At 60.8% G+C, this 16,963-nt stretch carries 13 protein-coding genes; 8 read left to right on the top strand and 5 right to left on the bottom strand.

All coding sequences use genetic code 11. The annotated features are described in order from the left end of the window. Window positions 1-71 precede the first annotated feature (71 nt). From HU765_RS19010 to HU765_RS18980, 7 genes are all read left to right on the top strand, one after another. The gene (locus tag HU765_RS19010) at window positions 72-2,123 is read left to right on the top strand and encodes a bifunctional diguanylate cyclase/phosphodiesterase (protein WP_186622284.1); all 2,052 of its coding nucleotides are present in this window, start codon (window positions 72-74) and stop codon (window positions 2,121-2,123) included. A 195-nt stretch (window positions 2,124-2,318) separates the two neighbouring features. Then, a complete protein-coding gene (locus HU765_RS19005; protein WP_186550088.1) occupies window positions 2,319-3,671 on the top strand; it encodes an imelysin family protein in 1,353 nt (450 codons plus the stop codon). Window positions 3,672-3,989: 318 nt separating this feature from the next. Next, window positions 3,990-5,417 carry a di-heme oxidoredictase family protein gene (locus tag HU765_RS19000; RefSeq protein ID WP_186550086.1) on the top strand — a complete coding sequence of 476 codons (1,428 nt, stop codon included), beginning with the start codon at window positions 3,990-3,992 and terminating at the stop codon, window positions 5,415-5,417. Between the two features lie 27 nt (window positions 5,418-5,444). Next, window positions 5,445-6,509, top strand: coding sequence for an imelysin family protein (locus HU765_RS18995; RefSeq protein WP_186622283.1), 1,065 nt, complete (start codon window positions 5,445-5,447; stop codon window positions 6,507-6,509). 14 nt (window positions 6,510-6,523) lie between these two features. Beyond that, the gene (locus tag HU765_RS18990; RefSeq protein WP_186622282.1) at window positions 6,524-7,624 is read left to right on the top strand and encodes a DUF1513 domain-containing protein; all 1,101 of its coding nucleotides are present in this window, start codon (window positions 6,524-6,526) and stop codon (window positions 7,622-7,624) included. A 266-nt stretch (window positions 7,625-7,890) separates the two neighbouring features. Then, window positions 7,891-9,039, top strand: coding sequence for an efflux RND transporter periplasmic adaptor subunit (locus HU765_RS18985; protein ID WP_186622281.1), 1,149 nt, complete (start codon window positions 7,891-7,893; stop codon window positions 9,037-9,039). A gap of 13 nt (window positions 9,040-9,052) precedes the next feature. Beyond that, entirely contained in the window at window positions 9,053-12,079 is a 3,027-nt protein-coding gene (locus HU765_RS18980) for a multidrug efflux RND transporter permease subunit (protein WP_186622280.1), read from the top strand. A gap of 174 nt (window positions 12,080-12,253) precedes the next feature. Here the strand turns inward: HU765_RS18980 and HU765_RS18975 are convergent, their stop codons facing one another. The 5 genes from HU765_RS18975 to colR all read right to left on the bottom strand — a co-directional run bounded on the left by HU765_RS18975 (window position 12,254) and on the right by colR (window position 15,979). Further along, a complete protein-coding gene (locus HU765_RS18975; RefSeq protein WP_186550075.1) occupies window positions 12,254-12,481 on the bottom strand; it encodes a hypothetical protein in 228 nt (75 codons plus the stop codon). Window positions 12,482-12,483: 2 nt separating this feature from the next. Continuing rightward, a complete protein-coding gene (locus tag HU765_RS18970; protein ID WP_186622279.1) occupies window positions 12,484-13,200 on the bottom strand; it encodes a lipopolysaccharide kinase InaA family protein in 717 nt (238 codons plus the stop codon). Between the two features lie 3 nt (window positions 13,201-13,203). Beyond that, complete coding sequence (locus HU765_RS18965; RefSeq protein WP_186550071.1) at window positions 13,204-13,872, bottom strand: class I SAM-dependent methyltransferase; 669 nt, start codon at window positions 13,870-13,872, stop codon at window positions 13,204-13,206. A gap of 152 nt (window positions 13,873-14,024) precedes the next feature. Beyond that, window positions 14,025-15,308, bottom strand: coding sequence for a HAMP domain-containing sensor histidine kinase (locus tag HU765_RS18960; protein ID WP_186622276.1), 1,284 nt, complete (start codon window positions 15,306-15,308; stop codon window positions 14,025-14,027). After that, window positions 15,308-15,979 carry a two-component system response regulator ColR gene (gene colR, locus HU765_RS18955; RefSeq protein ID WP_186622274.1) on the bottom strand — a complete coding sequence of 224 codons (672 nt, stop codon included), beginning with the start codon at window positions 15,977-15,979 and terminating at the stop codon, window positions 15,308-15,310. The genes HU765_RS18960 and colR overlap by 1 nt, the downstream gene beginning before the upstream one ends. A gap of 221 nt (window positions 15,980-16,200) precedes the next feature. Between colR and HU765_RS18950 the strand changes: the two genes are divergently transcribed. Then, window positions 16,201-16,944, top strand: a complete 744-nt coding sequence (locus tag HU765_RS18950; protein ID WP_186622272.1) for a phosphatase PAP2 family protein — start codon at window positions 16,201-16,203, stop codon at window positions 16,942-16,944. Window positions 16,945-16,963: the final 19 nt, after the last annotated feature.

Raw genomic sequence — 16,963 nt, 5'->3', positions numbered from 1 at the left:
TGACTGCTACCCCGGGATTGCCAATACTCATGGCAACTTGACGCTACCCGCACGGAACAAGGAATACCCCTTTGAAGCTGGAACTCAAGAACAGCTTGTCGGTGAAGTTGCTCCGGGTCGTGCTCCTGTCGGCATTGATCGTCGGCGTAGTCTTGAGCTGCGCGCAGATTGTGTTCGATGCCTATAAAACCCGCCAGGCGGTGGCCGGCGACGCCGAACGCATCCTCGACATGTTCCGCGATCCCTCGACCCAAGCCGTTTACAGCCTGGACCGGGAAATGGGCATGCAAGTGATCGAAGGCCTGTTTCAGGATGATGCAGTGCGTCAGGCGTCCATCGGCCATCCCAACGAAGCCATGCTCGCGCAGAAATCCCGCGACCTGCAGCATTCCAACAGCCGCTGGCTGACCGACCTTATTCTTGGCCAGGAACGCACCTTCACCACCCAATTGGTGGGGCGCGGGCCGTACAGCGAGTATTACGGGGACCTGAGTATCACCCTCGACACCGCCACCTATGGCGAAGGCTTTATCGTCAGCTCGGTGATCATTTTCATTTCCGGGGTACTGCGCGCGCTGGCCTTGGGGCTGGTGTTGTATCTGGTCTATCACTGGCTGCTGACCAAACCGCTGTCGCGCATCATCGAGCACCTCACCGAGATCAATCCGGATCGTCCCAGCGAACACAAGATTCCACAGATCAAGGGCCACGAAAAAAACGAGCTGGGACTGTGGATCAACACCGCCAACCAGTTGCTCGAGTCCATCGAACGCAACACCCATCTGCGCCACGAGGCGGAAAACAGCCTCCTGCGCATGGCCCAGTACGACTTCCTCACCGGCCTGCCGAACCGCCAGCAATTACAGCAGCAACTGGACAAGATTCTGGTCGACGCCGGCAAGCTGCAACGACGCGTCGCCGTGCTGTGTGTAGGGCTGGATGATTTCAAGGGCATCAACGAGCAGTTCAGCTACCAGACCGGCGACCAATTGCTGCTGGCCCTGGCCGATCGCCTGCGCGCCCACAGCGGACGCCTGGGCGCCCTCGCCCGCCTCGGTGGCGACCAGTTCGCGCTGGTGCAGGCCGACATTGAGCAGCCGTACGAAGCCGCAGAACTGGCACAAAGTATTCTCGATGACCTTGAGGCACCGTTTGCCCTCGATCATCAGGAGATCCGCCTGCGCGCGACCATTGGCATCACCCTGTTTCCGGAGGACGGCGACAGTACCGAGAAGCTGTTGCAAAAAGCCGAGCAGACCATGACGCTGGCCAAGACCCGGTCGCGCAATCGCTATCAGTTTTACATCGCCAGCGTCGACAGCGAGATGCGTCGCCGCCGTGAACTGGAAAAAGACCTGCGCGATGCGTTGATCCGCGACCAGTTCTATCTCGTCTATCAGCCTCAGATCAGCTACCGCGATCACCGCGTGGTCGGCGTCGAGGCGCTGATCCGCTGGCAGCACCCGGAACATGGCCTGGTACCGCCGGACCTGTTCATTCCGTTGGCCGAACAGAACGGCACCATCATTGCCATCGGCGAATGGGTGCTCGACCAGGCTTGCAAGCAATTGCGCGACTGGCACGACCAGGGCTTTGTCGACCTGCGCATGGCGGTCAACCTGTCGACCGTGCAACTGCATCACGCCGAGTTGCCACGAGTGGTCAACAACCTGTTGCAGATGTACCGCCTGCCGCCGCGCAGCCTCGAACTGGAAGTCACCGAAACCGGCCTGATGGAAGACATCACCACCGCCGCCCAGCACCTGCTGAGCCTGCGCCGCTCCGGTGCGTTGATCGCCATCGATGACTTCGGCACTGGCTATTCATCGTTGAGCTATCTGAAAAGCCTGCCGCTGGACAAGATCAAGATCGACAAGAGCTTTGTCCAGGATCTGCTCGATGACGACGATGACGCGACCATCGTTCGCGCGATCATTCAACTGGGCAAGAGTCTGGGCATGCAGGTGATTGCCGAAGGCGTGGAAACCGCGGAGCAGGAGTCTTACATCATTTCCGAAGGTTGCCATGAAGGTCAGGGTTATCACTACAGCAAACCGTTGCCGGCGCGGGAGCTGACGGTTTATCTCAAGCAGGCCCAACGCAGCAATGCGGCTATTTTATAAAAGCAGAAGATCGCAGCCTCGTTTCACTCGACAGCTCCTACAGGGCAACGAGGCTGCGATCTTTTGATCTTTAAGCGCAAATAAGAAATATTTCCAGACACTCCCTTTACACATAATGCGAAAGATTTGCATTATGTCGCAGTTTTGCGCGCCCCCGGCGCCAGTCCACTCAACTACCGAAGCAGGATGTTCGCCATGATTCGTATGCCTCTGGCTACCGCCAGTCTGCTGGCCATCGCTATTTCCCTCGCCGGTTGCGGCGAAGGCAAGGACAAAGAAAAAGCCTCAGAGATGACGCCGGCTTCCAGCAGCGCTGCTCCAGCCCCTGCCGCTACGCCTGCTCCTGCTGCCGGTAAAGTCGACGACGCCGCGGCCAAGGCTGTGGTCGCGCACTACGCCGACATGGTCTTCGCCGTCTACAGCGATGCCGAATCCACCGCGAAAACCCTGCAGAGCGCCATCGACGCGTTCCTCGCCAAACCGAACGCCGACACCCTGAAAGCCGCCAAGGCTGCCTGGGTCGCCGCGCGCGTACCGTATCTGCAAAGCGAAGTGTTCCGCTTCGGCAACACCATCATTGACGATTGGGAAGGTCAGGTTAACGCCTGGCCACTGGACGAAGGCCTGATCGACTACGTCGACAAATCCTACGAGCACGCACTGGGTAACCCGGGTGCCACCGCCAACATCATCGCCAACACCGAAGTCCAGGTCGGCGAAGACAAGGTCGACGTCAAAGACATCACCGCGGAGAAACTCGCCAGCCTCAACGAGCTGGGCGGCTCCGAAGCCAACGTCGCCACCGGCTACCACGCCATCGAATTCCTGCTCTGGGGCCAGGACCTCAACGGCACCGGCCCTGGCGCTGGCAACCGTCCGGCCTCGGACTACCTGGAAGGCGCCGGCGCCACTGGCGGTCACAACGAGCGTCGTCGTGCCTATCTCAAAGCCGTGACCCAACTGCTGGTCAGCGATCTGGAAGAAATGGTCGGCAACTGGAAACCGAACGTGGCCGACAACTATCGCGCCACCCTGGAAGCCGAGCCTGGCGAAAGCGGCCTGCGCAAAATGCTTTTCGGCATGGGCAGCCTGTCGCTGGGTGAACTGGCCGGCGAGCGCATGAAGGTTTCCCTGGAAGCCAACTCGCCTGAAGACGAACAGGATTGCTTCAGCGACAACACCCACTACTCGCACTTCTACGACGCCAAGGGTATCCGTAACGTTTATCTGGGCGAGTACACCCGTGTGGACGGCACCAAGCTGACCGGCGCCAGCCTGTCGTCGCTGGTGGCCAAGGCCGACCCGGCCGCCGACAGCGCACTGAAAGCCGATCTGGCCGCGACCGAAGCGAAAATCCAGGTCATGGTCGATCACGCCAACAAGGGTGAGCATTACGACCAGTTGATCGCTGCCGGCAACACCGCTGGCAACCAGATCGTTCGCGACGCCATCGCCGCATTGGTCAAGCAGACCGGCTCGATCGAAGCCGCGGCTGGCAAACTGGGCATCAGCGACCTGAACCCGGACAACGCCGATCACGAGTTCTGATCGAAGCGTGCGCGTCAAAAAGAGGCGACCTTCGGGTCGCCTTTTTCATACCTGCCGCACCACTGATCCTTGTGGGATCACCACTAAATGTCTGATGTTCATCGCCCCCTGTAGGAGTGAGCCTGCTCGCGATAGGAGACTGTCAGTTGATGAATTCGTAACTGAGACACCGCTATCGCGAGCAGGCTCACTCCTACAGGGGTTTTGCATCGGTCTGCAGATTTGCGTTGTATCAAGCAAACGATAATTCCTCTTATTCAATCCCCCTCGCCCTGTTAGACTTTGCGCCTTTGTTTTCGCCCGTTTGCAGGATGTCTGATGCCGTCGTTGCCGCTTCGCTTGTCCGCACTGTTGCTGGCCCTGGGCCTGAGTGCCTGCGATGACGCCCCGCGTTTTACCGAGGCCGAGCCCGGTGAAGCGCGTTCGGGCGGTGCAGCGACCGTGCGCAAGAGCGATCAGAACGCCTTCTCCCTGCCCTCGGCCAACCTGCCGCCGTCGCGGCGGGTGGATTTCAGTGTCGGCAACAGCTTCTTTCGCAGCCCTTGGGTGATCGCGCCATCGACCACCACTGCGCGCGACGGTCTCGGCCCACTCTTCAACACCAACGCCTGCCAGAACTGCCACATCAAGGACGGTCGCGGTCATCCGCCCGCACCTGATGCAACCAATGCGGTGTCGATGCTGGTGCGCCTGTCGATTCCCGACGCGCCGCCCTATGCCAAGGTCATCGAGCAGCTCGGCGTGGTGCCGGAGCCGGTCTATGGCGGACAGTTCCAGGACATGGCCGTGCCCGGTGTCGCCCCGGAAGGCAAAGTGCGGGTCGACTACACGCCGGTGCCGGTGCGCTTCAAGGATGGCACCGAGATCGAGCTGCGCAAGCCGACGCTGCAGATCACCCAGCTCGGTTACGGTCCGATGCACCCGGACACACGTTTCTCCGCGCGGGTCGCGCCGCCGATGATCGGCCTGGGCCTTCTCGAAGCCATCCCGGAAGAAGCGATCCTTGCCAACGCCGCTGCCCAGGCCAAAGCGAAAAACGGCATCAACGGTCGACCCAACCGGGTCTGGGATGATCAGTTACAGAAAACCGTCATCGGTCGATTCGGCTGGAAGGCCGGACAACCGAACCTCAATCAACAGAACGTTCATGCGTTCTCTGGTGACATGGGCCTGACCACCAGCCTGCGGCCGTTCGACGACTGCACCGACGCGCAAACCGCCTGCAAACAGGCGCCGAACGGCAACGGCCCGGACGGCGAACCGGAAGTCAGCGATAACATCCTGCGGCTGGTGCTGTTCTACAGCCGCAACCTGGCGGTCCCGGCGCGCCGTGGCGTCGGCGACCCGCAGGTGCTGGCCGGCAAGAATCTGTTCTTCCAGGCGGGTTGCCAGTCGTGCCATACGCCGAAATACACCACCGCCGCCAATGCCGCCGAACCGGAACTGGCCAACCAGGTGATTCGTCCGTACAGCGATTTGCTGCTGCATGACATGGGCGAAGGTCTGGCCGATCACCGCAGTGAATTCCAGGCCTCCGGCCGCGACTGGCGCACGCCGCCGTTGTGGGGGATCGGCCTGACGCAAGCGGTCAGTGGTCACACGCAATTCTTGCATGACGGTCGCGCCCGCAATCTGCTCGAAGCCGTGCTGTGGCATGGCGGCGAAGCGACGGCTGCGCAGCAACAGGTTTTGTCTTTCAATGCCGAGCAACGCGCTGCGCTGCTGGCGTTTCTGAACTCACTTTAAATTCTGAAAAAGCATCGGGAGCCCGACATGTTCCGTCCCAAATTATTGTTCACCAGCCTTGCCGCGCTCGCCCTCGGCGCCTGCTCGCCGCAGGACCCGCAAGCGGTCACCTCGGCGGCCATCGCCAAATCGGTGATCCTGCCGACCTACACCCGCTGGGTCGAAGCCGACAAGCAACTGGCGGTCAGCGCCCTCGCCTACTGCCAGGGCAAGGAAACCCTGGAAACCGCCCGCGCCGATTTCCTGCATGCGCAGAAAGCCTGGGCCGAGCTGCAACCGCTGCTGATCGGCCCGCTGGCCGAAGGCAACCGTTCGTGGCAGGTGCAGTTCTGGCCGGACAAGAAAAACCTCGTCGGCCGTCAGGTCGAGCAATTGGTCACCGCCCAGCCGCAGATCGATGCCGCCGCCCTGGCCAAATCCAGCGTCGTGGTGCAAGGCCTGTCGGCCTACGAATACATTCTGTTCGATGCCAAGCCTGACGTCGCCAACGAGGCGCAGAAAGCCAAGTACTGCCCGCTGCTGATCGCCATCGGCGAACGTCAGAAGCAACTGGCCGAAGAGATCCTGCAAGGCTGGAACAACACCGACGGCATGCTCGCGCAGATGAGCAAATTCCCTAACCAGCGCTATGCCGACTCCCACGAAGCGATCGCCGATCTGCTGCGCGTACAAGTGACAGCGCTGGACACCCTGAAGAAAAAACTCGGCACGCCGATGGGCCGTCAGAGCAAAGGCGTACCGCAACCGTTCCAGGCCGATGCGTGGCGCAGCCAGTCGTCGCTGACGGCGCTGGAAGCCAGCCTTGCCGCCGCCAAAACCGTCTGGGAAGGCGTCGACAACAAAGGTCTGCGCGGTCTGTTGCCCGCCGAGCAGAAGCCGCTGGCGGACAAGATCGACGCCGCTTATGCCGCGTCGCTGAAGCTGTTTGACAGCACCCAGCGTTCGCTGACTGAAATGCTTCAGGACGACGCCGGTCGCCAGCAGCTCAACGACATCTACGACAGCCTCAACGTCGTCCATCGCCTGCATGAAGGCGAGCTGGCCAAGGCGCTGGGCATCCAACTGGGCTTCAACGCCAACGACGGTGACTGATGAGGGCGAGTGCCATGCTGCGACGTCAGGTGCTGACTTTAGGAAGTGCACTGCTGGGAGCAGTGACGCTGGGCGGCTGGACGCTGTTCAAACGCAAGGATCAGAGCCCGCTGTTGCTGTCGGCGCGCGACGACACCGATGGCAAGCATTACGCGGTCGGCTATCGCCTCGACGGCACGCGGGTGTTCGCCACCCACGTCGGTCAGCGTTGCCACGACATCATCAACCACCCGACGCAGCCGCTGGCACTGTTCGTCGCACGGCGTCCGGGCACCGAGAGTTACCTGATCGACCTGCGCGACGGCAAGCTGTTGCAGACCGTGACGTCGCAGCCGAACCGGCACTTTTACGGCCACGCCGTGGTGCACAAGGACGGCGAATACCTGTACGCCACTGAAAACGACACGACCGAGCCTGGCCGTGGTTTGCTCGGGGTGTACAAGTTCGACGGCGAACGGCTGCTGCACACAGGCGAGATCTCCACCCACGGCCTCGGTCCGCATCAGGTGTCATGGATGCCTGACGGTGAGACGCTGGTGGTGGCCAACGGCGGGATTCGCACCGAGGCGGAAAGCCGCGTCGACATGAACCTCGACGCCATGGAGCCGAGCCTGGTCCTGATGCAACGCGACGGTACGCTGCTGAGCAAGGAAACCCTTGCCCAGCAGATGAACAGCGTGCGCCATCTGGGCATCGCCAGCGACGGCACCATCGTTGCCGGCCAGCAATTCATGGGCCCGTCCCATGAGCGCTCGGAGCTGTTGGCGATCAAGCGGCCAGGGCAACCGTTCGTGGCGTTCCCGGTAGCCGAACATCAGTTGCAGGCGATGGGGCATTACACCGCCAGCGTCGCCGTGCACAGCGAGCTGCGTCTGGTCGCCCTGACCGCTCCGCGCGGCAACCGCTTCTTTATCTGGGATCTGGACAGCGCAGAGGTTCGCCTTGATGCGCCGTTGCCGGATTGCGCTGGCGTCGGTGCGGTGAAGGACGGTTTCGTGGTGACCTCGGGACAGGGCCGTTGCCGCTACTACGATTGCCGTCAGGATCAGTTGCTGGCCAAGCCGCTGGAATTGCCGGCGGGGCTCTGGGACAACCATCTTCACTTGATGGCCTGATAACGCCCCACCTCTGGATGGCCCCCGCCCTGTGGCGAGGGGATTTATCCCCGCTGGGTGGCGAAGCCGCCCCAGAACCATCCGACAAGGTTTGACAGACAGACCGTGATCTCAGGTCTTGGGGCGGCTTCGCCACCCAGCGGGGATGAATCCCCTCGCCACAGGATGGTGTCCAGCAGCACCTGTAACAACTGCCAGTTGGAATCCCCCCTGCACTCGGAGTAATGTGCCCGCCTGTCTCATGATTTATCCAAGGAACTGGACATATGCTGCGTCGCCGCATGCTGATCATGTTGGGTGTTGTTTTGCTGATCGTCCTGGTACTGGGCGGTTACAAGGCCTTTTCGATCTACACGATGATCCAGGGCTTCTCCAAGCCCAAGCCACCGATCAGTGTCGCCGTCGCCAATGCCAGCGAACAGCCGTGGCAGATGCGCTTGCCCACCGTCGGCACGCTCAAGGCGTTGCAAGGCGTGGAGCTGAGTCTGGAAGTCGCCGGCACCGTCACTGAACTGAAGTTCGAATCCGGACAGAAGGTCAAGGCCGGGCAACCGCTGCTGCAACTCGACAGCGCCGTCGAAACCGCTCTGCTGGAAACCGCCCGGGCTGACCTCGGGCTGGCGCAACTGGATTTCGCGCGGGGCAGCCAACTGGTCGACAGCCGCGCCATCTCCAAGGGCGAATACGACCGCCTCTCCGCCGTGCTGCAAAAGAACAAGGCCACGGTCAATCAGCTCAACGCCTCCCTGGCGAAAAAACGCATCCTCGCGCCCTTCAGCGGCACCATCGGCATCCGTCAGGTCGACGTCGGCGACTACCTCGCCAGCGGCACCCGAATTGCCACGTTGCAGGATTTGAGCAGCCTCTACGCCGACTTTTACGTGCCCGAACAATCGGTGCCGAAACTCGCCGTCGGCCAACCCGTACAGATCAGCGTCGCCGCGTACCCCGGGCAGAACTTCGCCGGCAAGATCAGCGCGATCAACCCGATCGTCGAAAGCACCACGCGCAACATTCTGGTCCGCGCCACCCTGGCCAACCCCGACGGCAAACTGCTGCCGGGCATGTTCGCCAGCCTCCAGGTGCTGCTGCCGGATCAGCAGAAACACATCGTGGTGCCGGAAAGCGCAATCACTTACACGCTCTACGGCAACTCGGTCTACGTGGTCGCACAGAAGAAGGCCGAGGACGGCAGCGTCGAAAAAGACGACAAGGACCAACCGGTGCTGATCGCCGAACGGCGCTTTATCGAGACCGGCGAACGCCGTGATGGCCTGGTGTTGATCAACAAGGGCGTGCAGAACGGCGAGCAGGTCGTGACGGCCGGCCAGATCAAACTGGACAACGGCGCGCGCATTGCCATCAGCGCCGACAAGACCCTCGGCGAGCAGAACAGTCCGCCCCGCGCCGACTGATCAAGGAATCCCCATGGCTTTTACCGATCCGTTCATCCGCCGCCCGGTGCTGGCCACCGTGGTCAGCCTGCTGATTGTGCTGCTGGGCTTCCAGGCCTGGAGCAAGCTGCCGCTGCGCCAATATCCACAAATGGAAAACGCCCTGATCACCGTGACCACGGCGTACCCCGGGGCCAACGCGGAAACCATTCAGGGCTATATCACCCAGCCGATGCAGCAGAGTCTGGCGAGCGCCGAAGGCATCGACTACATGACCTCGGTCAGCCGGCAGAACTTCTCGACGATCTCGATCTACGCGCGCATCGGTGCCAACACTGACCGCTTGTTTACCGAGTTGCTGGCCAAGGCCAACGAGGTCAAGAACAAGCTGCCACAGGACGCCGAAGATCCGGTGCTGAGCAAAGAGTCCGCCGACGCCTCGGCGCTGATGTACATCAGCTTCTTCAGCAAGGATTTGAGCAACCCGCAGATCACCGACTACCTGTCCCGGGTGATCCAGCCGAAACTGGCAACCCTGCCGGGCATGGCCGAAGCGGAAATTCTCGGCAACCAGGTGTTCGCCATGCGCCTGTGGCTCGACCCGGTGAAACTCGCCGGCTTCGGCCTCAGCGCCGCCGACGTGACCGCTGCGGTGCGCCAGTACAACTTCCTCTCCGCTGCCGGCGAAGTGAAAGGTGAATACACCGTCACCAGCATCAACGCCAACACCGAACTGAAATCCGCCGAAGCCTTTGCGGCGATTCCGCTCAAGGTCGATGGCGACAGCCGCGTGCTGCTCAGCGATGTGGCGCGGGTGGAAATGGGCGCGGAAAACTACGACACGATCAGTTCGTTCGGCGGCACGCCCTCGGTGTACATCGGCATCAAGGCCACGCCGGGGGCCAACCCGCTGGACGTGATCAAGGAAGTACGCAAGCTGATGCCCGAGCTGGAAGCACAGCTGCCGCCGAACCTCAAAAGCGAAATCGCCTACGACGCCACGCTGTTTATTCAGGCGTCCATCGACGAGGTGGTGAAAACCCTGTTCGAAGCAGTGCTGATCGTTATCGTCGTGGTGTTCCTGTTCCTCGGGGCGTTGCGCTCGGTGGTGATCCCGGTGGTGACCATTCCATTGTCGATGATCGGCGTGATGTTCTTCATGCAGATGATGGGGTACTCGATGAACCTGCTGACGCTGCTGGCGATGGTGTTGGCCATCGGTCTGGTGGTGGATGATGCGATTGTCGTGGTGGAAAACATCCATCGGCACATCGAAGAAGGCAAGACGCCGTTCGATGCTGCGCTGGAAGGCGCCCGGGAAATAGCCATGCCCGTGGTATCGATGACCATCACCCTGGCGGCGGTGTACGCGCCGATCGGTTTCCTCACCGGACTGACCGGGGCGCTGTTCAAGGAGTTCGCGCTGACCCTGGCCGGTGCGGTGGTGATTTCCGGCATCGTCGCCCTGACGCTGTCGCCGATGATGTGCGCCTACTTGCTGCGCCACGAAGAAAACCCCAGCGGCCTGGCCCATCGCCTGGACCGCATCTTCGACAGCCTCAAGCGCCGCTATCAAAGCATGCTCCACGGCACGCTCAACACCCGCCCGGTGGTGCTGGTGTTCGCGCTGATCGTGTTGTGCCTGATCCCGGTGTTCCTCAAGTTCACCAAGTCGGAACTGGCGCCGGACGAAGACCAGGGCATCATTTTCATGATGGCCAGCGCGCCGCAGCCGACCAACCTTGATTACCTGAGCGCCTACACCGACGAATTCATTACCATCTTCAAAGCGTTTCCCGAGTACTACTCCTCGTTCCAGATCAACGGCTACAACGGCGTGCAGGCCGGGATCGGCGGTTTCCTGCTCAAGCCATGGAACGAGCGCAGCCGCACCCAGATGGAAATCCTTCCCGAGGTGCAGAGCAAACTGGAAGGCATTTCCGGCTTGCAGATCTTCGGTTTCAACCTGCCCTCCCTGCCCGGCACCGGTGAAGGTTTGCCGTTCGAATTCGTCGTCAATACCGCCAACGACTATGAGCTGCTGCTGCAAGTCGCCGACCGGATCAAGAAACGCGCCATGGAATCGGGCAAATTCGCTTTCGTCGACCTCGACCTGGCCTTTGACAAACCGGAAGTGGTGGTCGATATCGACCGCGCCAAGGCCGCGCAGATGGGTGTGTCGATGCTCGACCTCGGCGGCACGCTGGCGACATTGCTCGGTGAGGCGGAAATCAACCGTTTCACCATCGACGGGCGCAGCTACAAGGTGATCGCGCAGGTCGAGCGAGCCTACCGCGACAATCCGGGGTGGCTGAACAATTACTACGTGAAAAATACCCAGGGCGAGTTACTGCCACTGTCGACCCTGATCAAGGTCAGCGACCGTGCGCGGCCGCGCCAACTCAATCAGTTCCAGCAGCTCAATGCGGCGAAGATTTCCGGCTTTCCGCTGGTGAGCATGGGCGAAGCGATTGACACCGTTCTGCAGATCGCCCGGGAAGAAGCGCCGGCCGGGTTTGCCTTCGACTACGGCGGTGCTTCGCGCCAATACGTGCAGGAAGGCAGCGCGTTGTGGGTGACTTTCACCCTGGCGCTGGCGATCATTTTTCTGGTGCTGGCGGCGCAGTTCGAAAGCTTCCGCGATCCTTTGGTGATATTGGTCACCGTGCCGCTGTCGATTTGCGGCGCGCTGATTCCGCTGTTCCTCGGCTGGTCGAGCATGAACATCTACACCCAGGTCGGGTTGGTGACGCTGATTGGCCTGATCAGCAAACACGGCATTCTGATCGTCGAGTTCGCCAACCAGTTGCGCAAGGACAGGGGCCTGACGGCGCGAGAGGCGGTGGAAGAAGCCGCAGCGATTCGCTTGCGCCCGGTGCTCATGACCACAGCGGCGATGGTGTTCGGCATGGTGCCGCTGATTCTGGCGACCGGGGCGGGTGCGGTCAGCCGCTTTGATATCGGCATGGTGATTGCCACGGGGATGTCGATCGGTACGCTGTTTACGCTGTTTGTCTTGCCGTGCGTCTATACGTTCCTGGCGAAACCGGATCGCAAATAACGCCTATGTCCCCCCTGTGGGAGCGCGAATGCGGTGTGTCAGTCGACATCTTCGTCAATCGACACACCGCGTTCGCGAGCAAGCCCGCTCCCACAGAGGATATGTATTGGCCCGAATACCGAAAATAAGAAAGGCCTCGCATTTGCGAGGCCTTTTATTTGGGCTTCGATCGTTTCAACTGGCAGGCCTCATGCCTTGGGACAAACCAAACATGAACAACAGCAGATCATGATCGGGTTGGGTTGCCACGGAGGCCTTCGCCACCCGTGGTGCCGCGCAGTGAGCGTCTGTTTCAGACGCGCCGATGACCTGCATGCGCGGCTGCTCCCAGGCCGCCACCGCCAGAGAAGCAACTGCCAAGGCCCCTACCAGGAACATACCTCGTGCAATTTCGAGTTTCATCGCTATAAACCTTTGATAGCGCTGCCAAACGCCGTCTCATAAAAATAGACGAGTTTTTTCCAGTCGGCTTCGCGGAACGACGAATGGCGCCGCAATTGCTTCATGTCATGCTGCGCTGCGCGATAGGCGGTCAGACGCTGACGGCATTTTTCCAGATCGATCAATGCCACTTCGACCTTGGCCGCTTCGCCTTCACCGGTCACCCGGACAAATACGTGCTTGATGTAAATGCAGCTGTGTTGCCAGCGGCCCTTGTGCATGCGTGCCAGATTCTCGGCCAGATCCTTGAGCACCCGCTCAAAGATTCCGTCGCCACACTGATCGCGACCGCCAGCAGCGGCCAGCCAGTGCTCCAGCTCCTGGAAACCGTCGAGGGACCTGGTCACCAGCAACGCGCGCCATTTGTGCTGCGGATCAGGCTGTGCACCACAAAACACGATCTCGGGGACGCGCACGCCCAGCTTGCTGACGCCGGTCAGCGCATCCAGTTCACGCAATACGGTCGGACGGCCGAACGGGTGCAGCCAACTGCGGTAGATGTGCCCCGTCTGGCGCTTGGCGTACAGCAGTTGGCCGTCACGCCCGACCACGCGTTGCACACCACTTTCGCCACCGCGCCGCACGTTGGGTTCTTCAACCCATTCGCCACGCTGGTTCCAGTAGTAATCGAAACGATCCTGTGCTGCGACATCCGCTTCAACCGCTGCTTGCACTGCCATCCTCTACCTCTTGCGTAATACGTAAACCCGCCACATCGCATAGAGCGGAATAAAGTCCAGTTGTTCCTGAATGCGGAAACCGGCCTGTTCAAATTCTTTTTCGATCGTCGCCGCCGGAATCAGAAAACGATTCTGGTAGTCGCGATTCGGGCGATCCAGCTCGGCGCGCTTGCGCTTCCAGGCTTTGAAATTGCCGTCGACCCACAAGGAAACAATCACACTGTCGCGGGTTACCCGTTCGAACTCGCGCAGGATCACCTGACGGTGCTCGGACTCACCGATATGGTGCAGCAGACGCATGCAGAAAATGCTGTCGACCGCGTTATCCGGCAGGGCGATATCAAACGCCGAGGTGTGCAACGGCTGAACCCGCTTTACCACATCGGCCGGTTGCCCTTGCAACGCCGTTTTGATCATCGATTCGGAGTTGTCCGCGCCGATGATCACCCGGTTGGGTTTTTCTGCCAGCAGCGGCCAGAACCGCCCGGCACCGCAGGGTAGATCCAGCACCAGGCCAGGGTCACCCGCCAGTGCCAGGGCCTTGCGTGCCAATTGCTCATCGCGCCAGTGGGACAGACGACGGCCCAGACTTTCCTTGTGCTTGCGCAGGTATCGCTGTGCGTGCTGGTCGTCGTACTTTTCGGAAAAATCGAGCTTGATCGGGTCGGCCATCATCTGGACTCCTGAATGTCTGATGACGCCACCTTAATCAGTGGCGTGTCAGCGTCAGGTCATCCAATTGTGAAAAAAATGTAAGGTAAACCGACAAATTATTACAACGTTATACAGGATTTAGACAGGTGCGCGGGAGTAGCCTGAAGCGACTATTTGCGTCCATTCCCGCCAAGATCTACCTCGAATCGGCAGCCATTGGGCTCCATCGTGCTGAGACTCACGGTCCAGCTCTGGTTTTCGCAGATGCGCTGCACCAGCGACAGGCCAAGCCCCAGGCCCTCGCCGCGTTTTTCGCTGCCGCGCACGAACGGTTCGAACATCGCCTCGCGCTTTTCTTCAGGGATGCCAACGCCGGAATCCTCGACGATAAAGCCGTTGGCAGTGAGCGTCAGGCGAATGAAACCCTGTTCGGTGTAATGCAGCGCGTTGCGCAGCAGGTTGCCCATGACCGCGTTGAGCAACGTCGCGTTGTAACGGCTATCCGCTGGGTTGCCCGGCTCGAACAGCAATGTCAGGCCCTTGCGTTCGATCGGCTCACGCCACAGGCAGAGCAAGCTTTGCGCCACCTGCGTGAGGTTTTGCTGCGGTGCCGCGCCAGGTTCTTCGTTCTGCGCGCGGGCCAGCATCAGAAAGGTTTGCACCAGCTCGCGCATCTCTTCACTGGCTCGAGCAATGCGCTCCACCTGAGCCCGACCGCGCTGGTCGATACCCGGATTTTCCAGCAGCAGTTCGCAGGAGCTGGCCAACACCATCAACGGCGTGCGTAACTCATGGCTGACGTCGCTGGTGAACAGTCGCTCACGCGTCAATGCCTGACGCAAGCGCCCCAACGTGGCATCGAACGCTACTGCCAACTCACCGACCTCGTCAGCCGCATAATCCGGCGCCAACGGTGGCGCCAGCCCGAGCAACTGGTCGCGATGGCGGACCTGGCGCGCCAGGCGCACCACCGGCGCCATCACCTTGCGCGCGAGTACCCAGCCGAGAAACACCGCCAGTGCCAGGCTGAGCACGAAACCCACCAGGACCACGGCGAACAGCACGCGCTCGCGCTCCTCGAAATCGCTTTGATCCTGCAGCAGCACGTAGCGACGGCCATCCACGATCTCGACCATCGCGTGGTAGGACAGTTGCTCGCGAAAGACTTCGTGGAAACCCGAATCCAGATGACGCAGGTCCTTGGGCAGCTCGAAATCACCAGGGCCGCCACTGAAATAGAACAACTGATCCGGCTCCGGCCGATGGCTCCAGTCCGAGACGTTGTCCATCAACAGCAGGCGTTGGAGGTCACCGCCCAAGCCTGCCGATATCAGTTTTTCTTCGACCAGGTGCACCGTCGCGACGATGCCCATGGCGAAGGCCCCCGCCACCAGCGCGCTCATCAGCGCAAAGGCAATGATGATCCGCTGGGAAAGACTTTGCCTGAACTCCATCAGGCATCGGCCAAGCGGTAACCGACTCCGTGCACGGTGTGCAGCAGCGGCTTGGCAAACGGTTTGTCGATCACTTGGCGCAACTGATGGACATGGCTGCGCAGGCTGTCGCTGTCCGGGCAATCATCGCCCCACAAGGCCTCTTCGAGAATTTCCCGGCGCAAGACGTGCGGGCTCTTTTGCATCAACACCGCCAACAATTTGAGGCCAACCGGGTTGAGTTTCAGCAGCTTGCCGTCGCGGGTCACTTCCAGGGTATCGAGGTCGTAGCTCAGGTCACCGACCTGCAAGGCACGCCGTCCGCCGCCCTGGGCGCGGCGCATCACGGCTTCGACACGCGCGGCGAGCTCCGACAGGGCGAAGGGCTTGATCAGGTAATCGTCGGCTCCGGACTTGAAGCCCTGCAAACGGTCATCCAGCTGATCGCGGGCGGTGAGCATGATCACCGGGGTGTCGCGCCGGGCGTCTTCACGCAGACGCTTGCACAGGGTGTAGCCATCGATACCGGGCAGCATGATGTCGAGCACGATCAGGTCGTAATGCTCAGTGGCCGCCAGATGCAGGCCCGACAGGCCGTCTTGTGCGCAGTCGACGGTATAGCCTTTGAGGCCCAGATAATCGGCCAGATTGGCCAGGATGTCGCGGTTGTCTTCAACCAGCAGAATACGCATGGGTACCTCCTCCGAACGGGGTAGCGGCCGTCTTGGCCCGCGCAGCTTACGGCCAAGTGTGGCCTAGAGCTAGGCATGTGTCGGGTTGTTTCGCGAGAAAGATGCTGATTGCTGCACGCAACGCTTTTTTCACTTTCGGTTAACGATTCGCCGACGCCGAGGGCGGCAGACTCCGCGCGGTTGCGCACTTAGAACACACTGACCGACCCAGGAAAAACCCCATGGTAACGACCTCTGCCCGCCCCATTTCCAGGCCATTGAATTTGTGGCTGTGCCTGGGCATTCCCATCGCCGCGGCGATCATGCTGGTGTTGCTGGAACTGACCGATCTGGATATGACCCTGGCGCGCCTGTTCTACGACCCGGTTGCCGGTGATTTTATCGGACGCCATAGCTACTTTCTCGAAGACATCCTGCATGACCGGGCCAAACAGGTGGTGATCGCGTTCTCGGTGTTTGCCATCCTTGGCTTCGTCGGCACTTTTTTCCTCGACCGGCTCAAGCCGTTCAAGCGCGAACTGGGTTGCCTGGTGCTGTCGCTCGGTTTGGCCACCTCGTTCGTGACGCCCGTCAAAGCGGTGACCGCGGTGCAATGCCCGTGGAGCCTGGAGCAATTCGGCGGCCATGAAACCTACAGCAAACTGATGGAACATCGCCCGGCCACCGACAAGCCAGGACGGTGCTGGCCCGGCGGTCATGCCGCAACGGGGTTCACCTTGTTTGCGCTGTTCTTCGTGCTGCGCGACCGTCGTCCAAGACTGGCGCGGCAAGCGTTTGTCTTTGCCTTTGCGCTGGGTTCGGTGTTCTCGATCAGCCGCATGATGCAGGGCGCACACTTCTTTTCGCACAACGTGTGGACGGCGATTTTTTGCTGGCTGATTTGTCTGGGGGCGTATTACTGGGTGCTTTATCGTCCGGCGAGCAAGGCTGCGACGGCAATGAATCCACACCCGATCAACGCCTGAAACACACATTCAATGTAGG

Source organism: Pseudomonas sp. SWRI81, from assembly GCF_014268545.1.
GTDB classification, from domain to species: Bacteria; Pseudomonadota; Gammaproteobacteria; order Pseudomonadales; family Pseudomonadaceae; genus Aquipseudomonas; species Aquipseudomonas hamedanensis.
The sequence above is the reverse complement of the archived record's forward strand: the minus strand, read 5'-3'. Positions and strand labels throughout refer to the sequence as shown.

Excerpts from the sequence above, each read along its gene's own strand:
- HU765_RS18950 (WP_186622272.1), top strand. The coding sequence starts at position 16,201 with ATGGTAACGACCTCTGCCCGCCCCATTTCCAGGCCATTGAATTTGTGG.
- HU765_RS18975 (WP_186550075.1), bottom strand. The coding sequence starts at position 12,481 with ATGAAACTCGAAATTGCACGAGGTATGTTCCTGGTAGGGGCCTTGGCA.
- HU765_RS19005 (WP_186550088.1), top strand. The coding sequence starts at position 2,319 with ATGATTCGTATGCCTCTGGCTACCGCCAGTCTGCTGGCCATCGCTATT.
- HU765_RS18960 (WP_186622276.1), bottom strand. The coding sequence starts at position 15,308 with ATGGAGTTCAGGCAAAGTCTTTCCCAGCGGATCATCATTGCCTTTGCG.
- HU765_RS18970 (WP_186622279.1), bottom strand. The coding sequence starts at position 13,200 with ATGGCAGTGCAAGCAGCGGTTGAAGCGGATGTCGCAGCACAGGATCGT.
- HU765_RS18990 (WP_186622282.1), top strand. The coding sequence starts at position 6,524 with ATGCTGCGACGTCAGGTGCTGACTTTAGGAAGTGCACTGCTGGGAGCA.
- colR (WP_186622274.1), bottom strand. The coding sequence starts at position 15,979 with ATGCGTATTCTGCTGGTTGAAGACAACCGCGACATCCTGGCCAATCTG.
- HU765_RS19000 (WP_186550086.1), top strand. The coding sequence starts at position 3,990 with ATGCCGTCGTTGCCGCTTCGCTTGTCCGCACTGTTGCTGGCCCTGGGC.
- HU765_RS18965 (WP_186550071.1), bottom strand. The coding sequence starts at position 13,872 with ATGGCCGACCCGATCAAGCTCGATTTTTCCGAAAAGTACGACGACCAG.
- HU765_RS18980 (WP_186622280.1), top strand. The coding sequence starts at position 9,053 with ATGGCTTTTACCGATCCGTTCATCCGCCGCCCGGTGCTGGCCACCGTG.
- HU765_RS18985 (WP_186622281.1), top strand. The coding sequence starts at position 7,891 with ATGCTGCGTCGCCGCATGCTGATCATGTTGGGTGTTGTTTTGCTGATC.
- HU765_RS18995 (WP_186622283.1), top strand. The coding sequence starts at position 5,445 with ATGTTCCGTCCCAAATTATTGTTCACCAGCCTTGCCGCGCTCGCCCTC.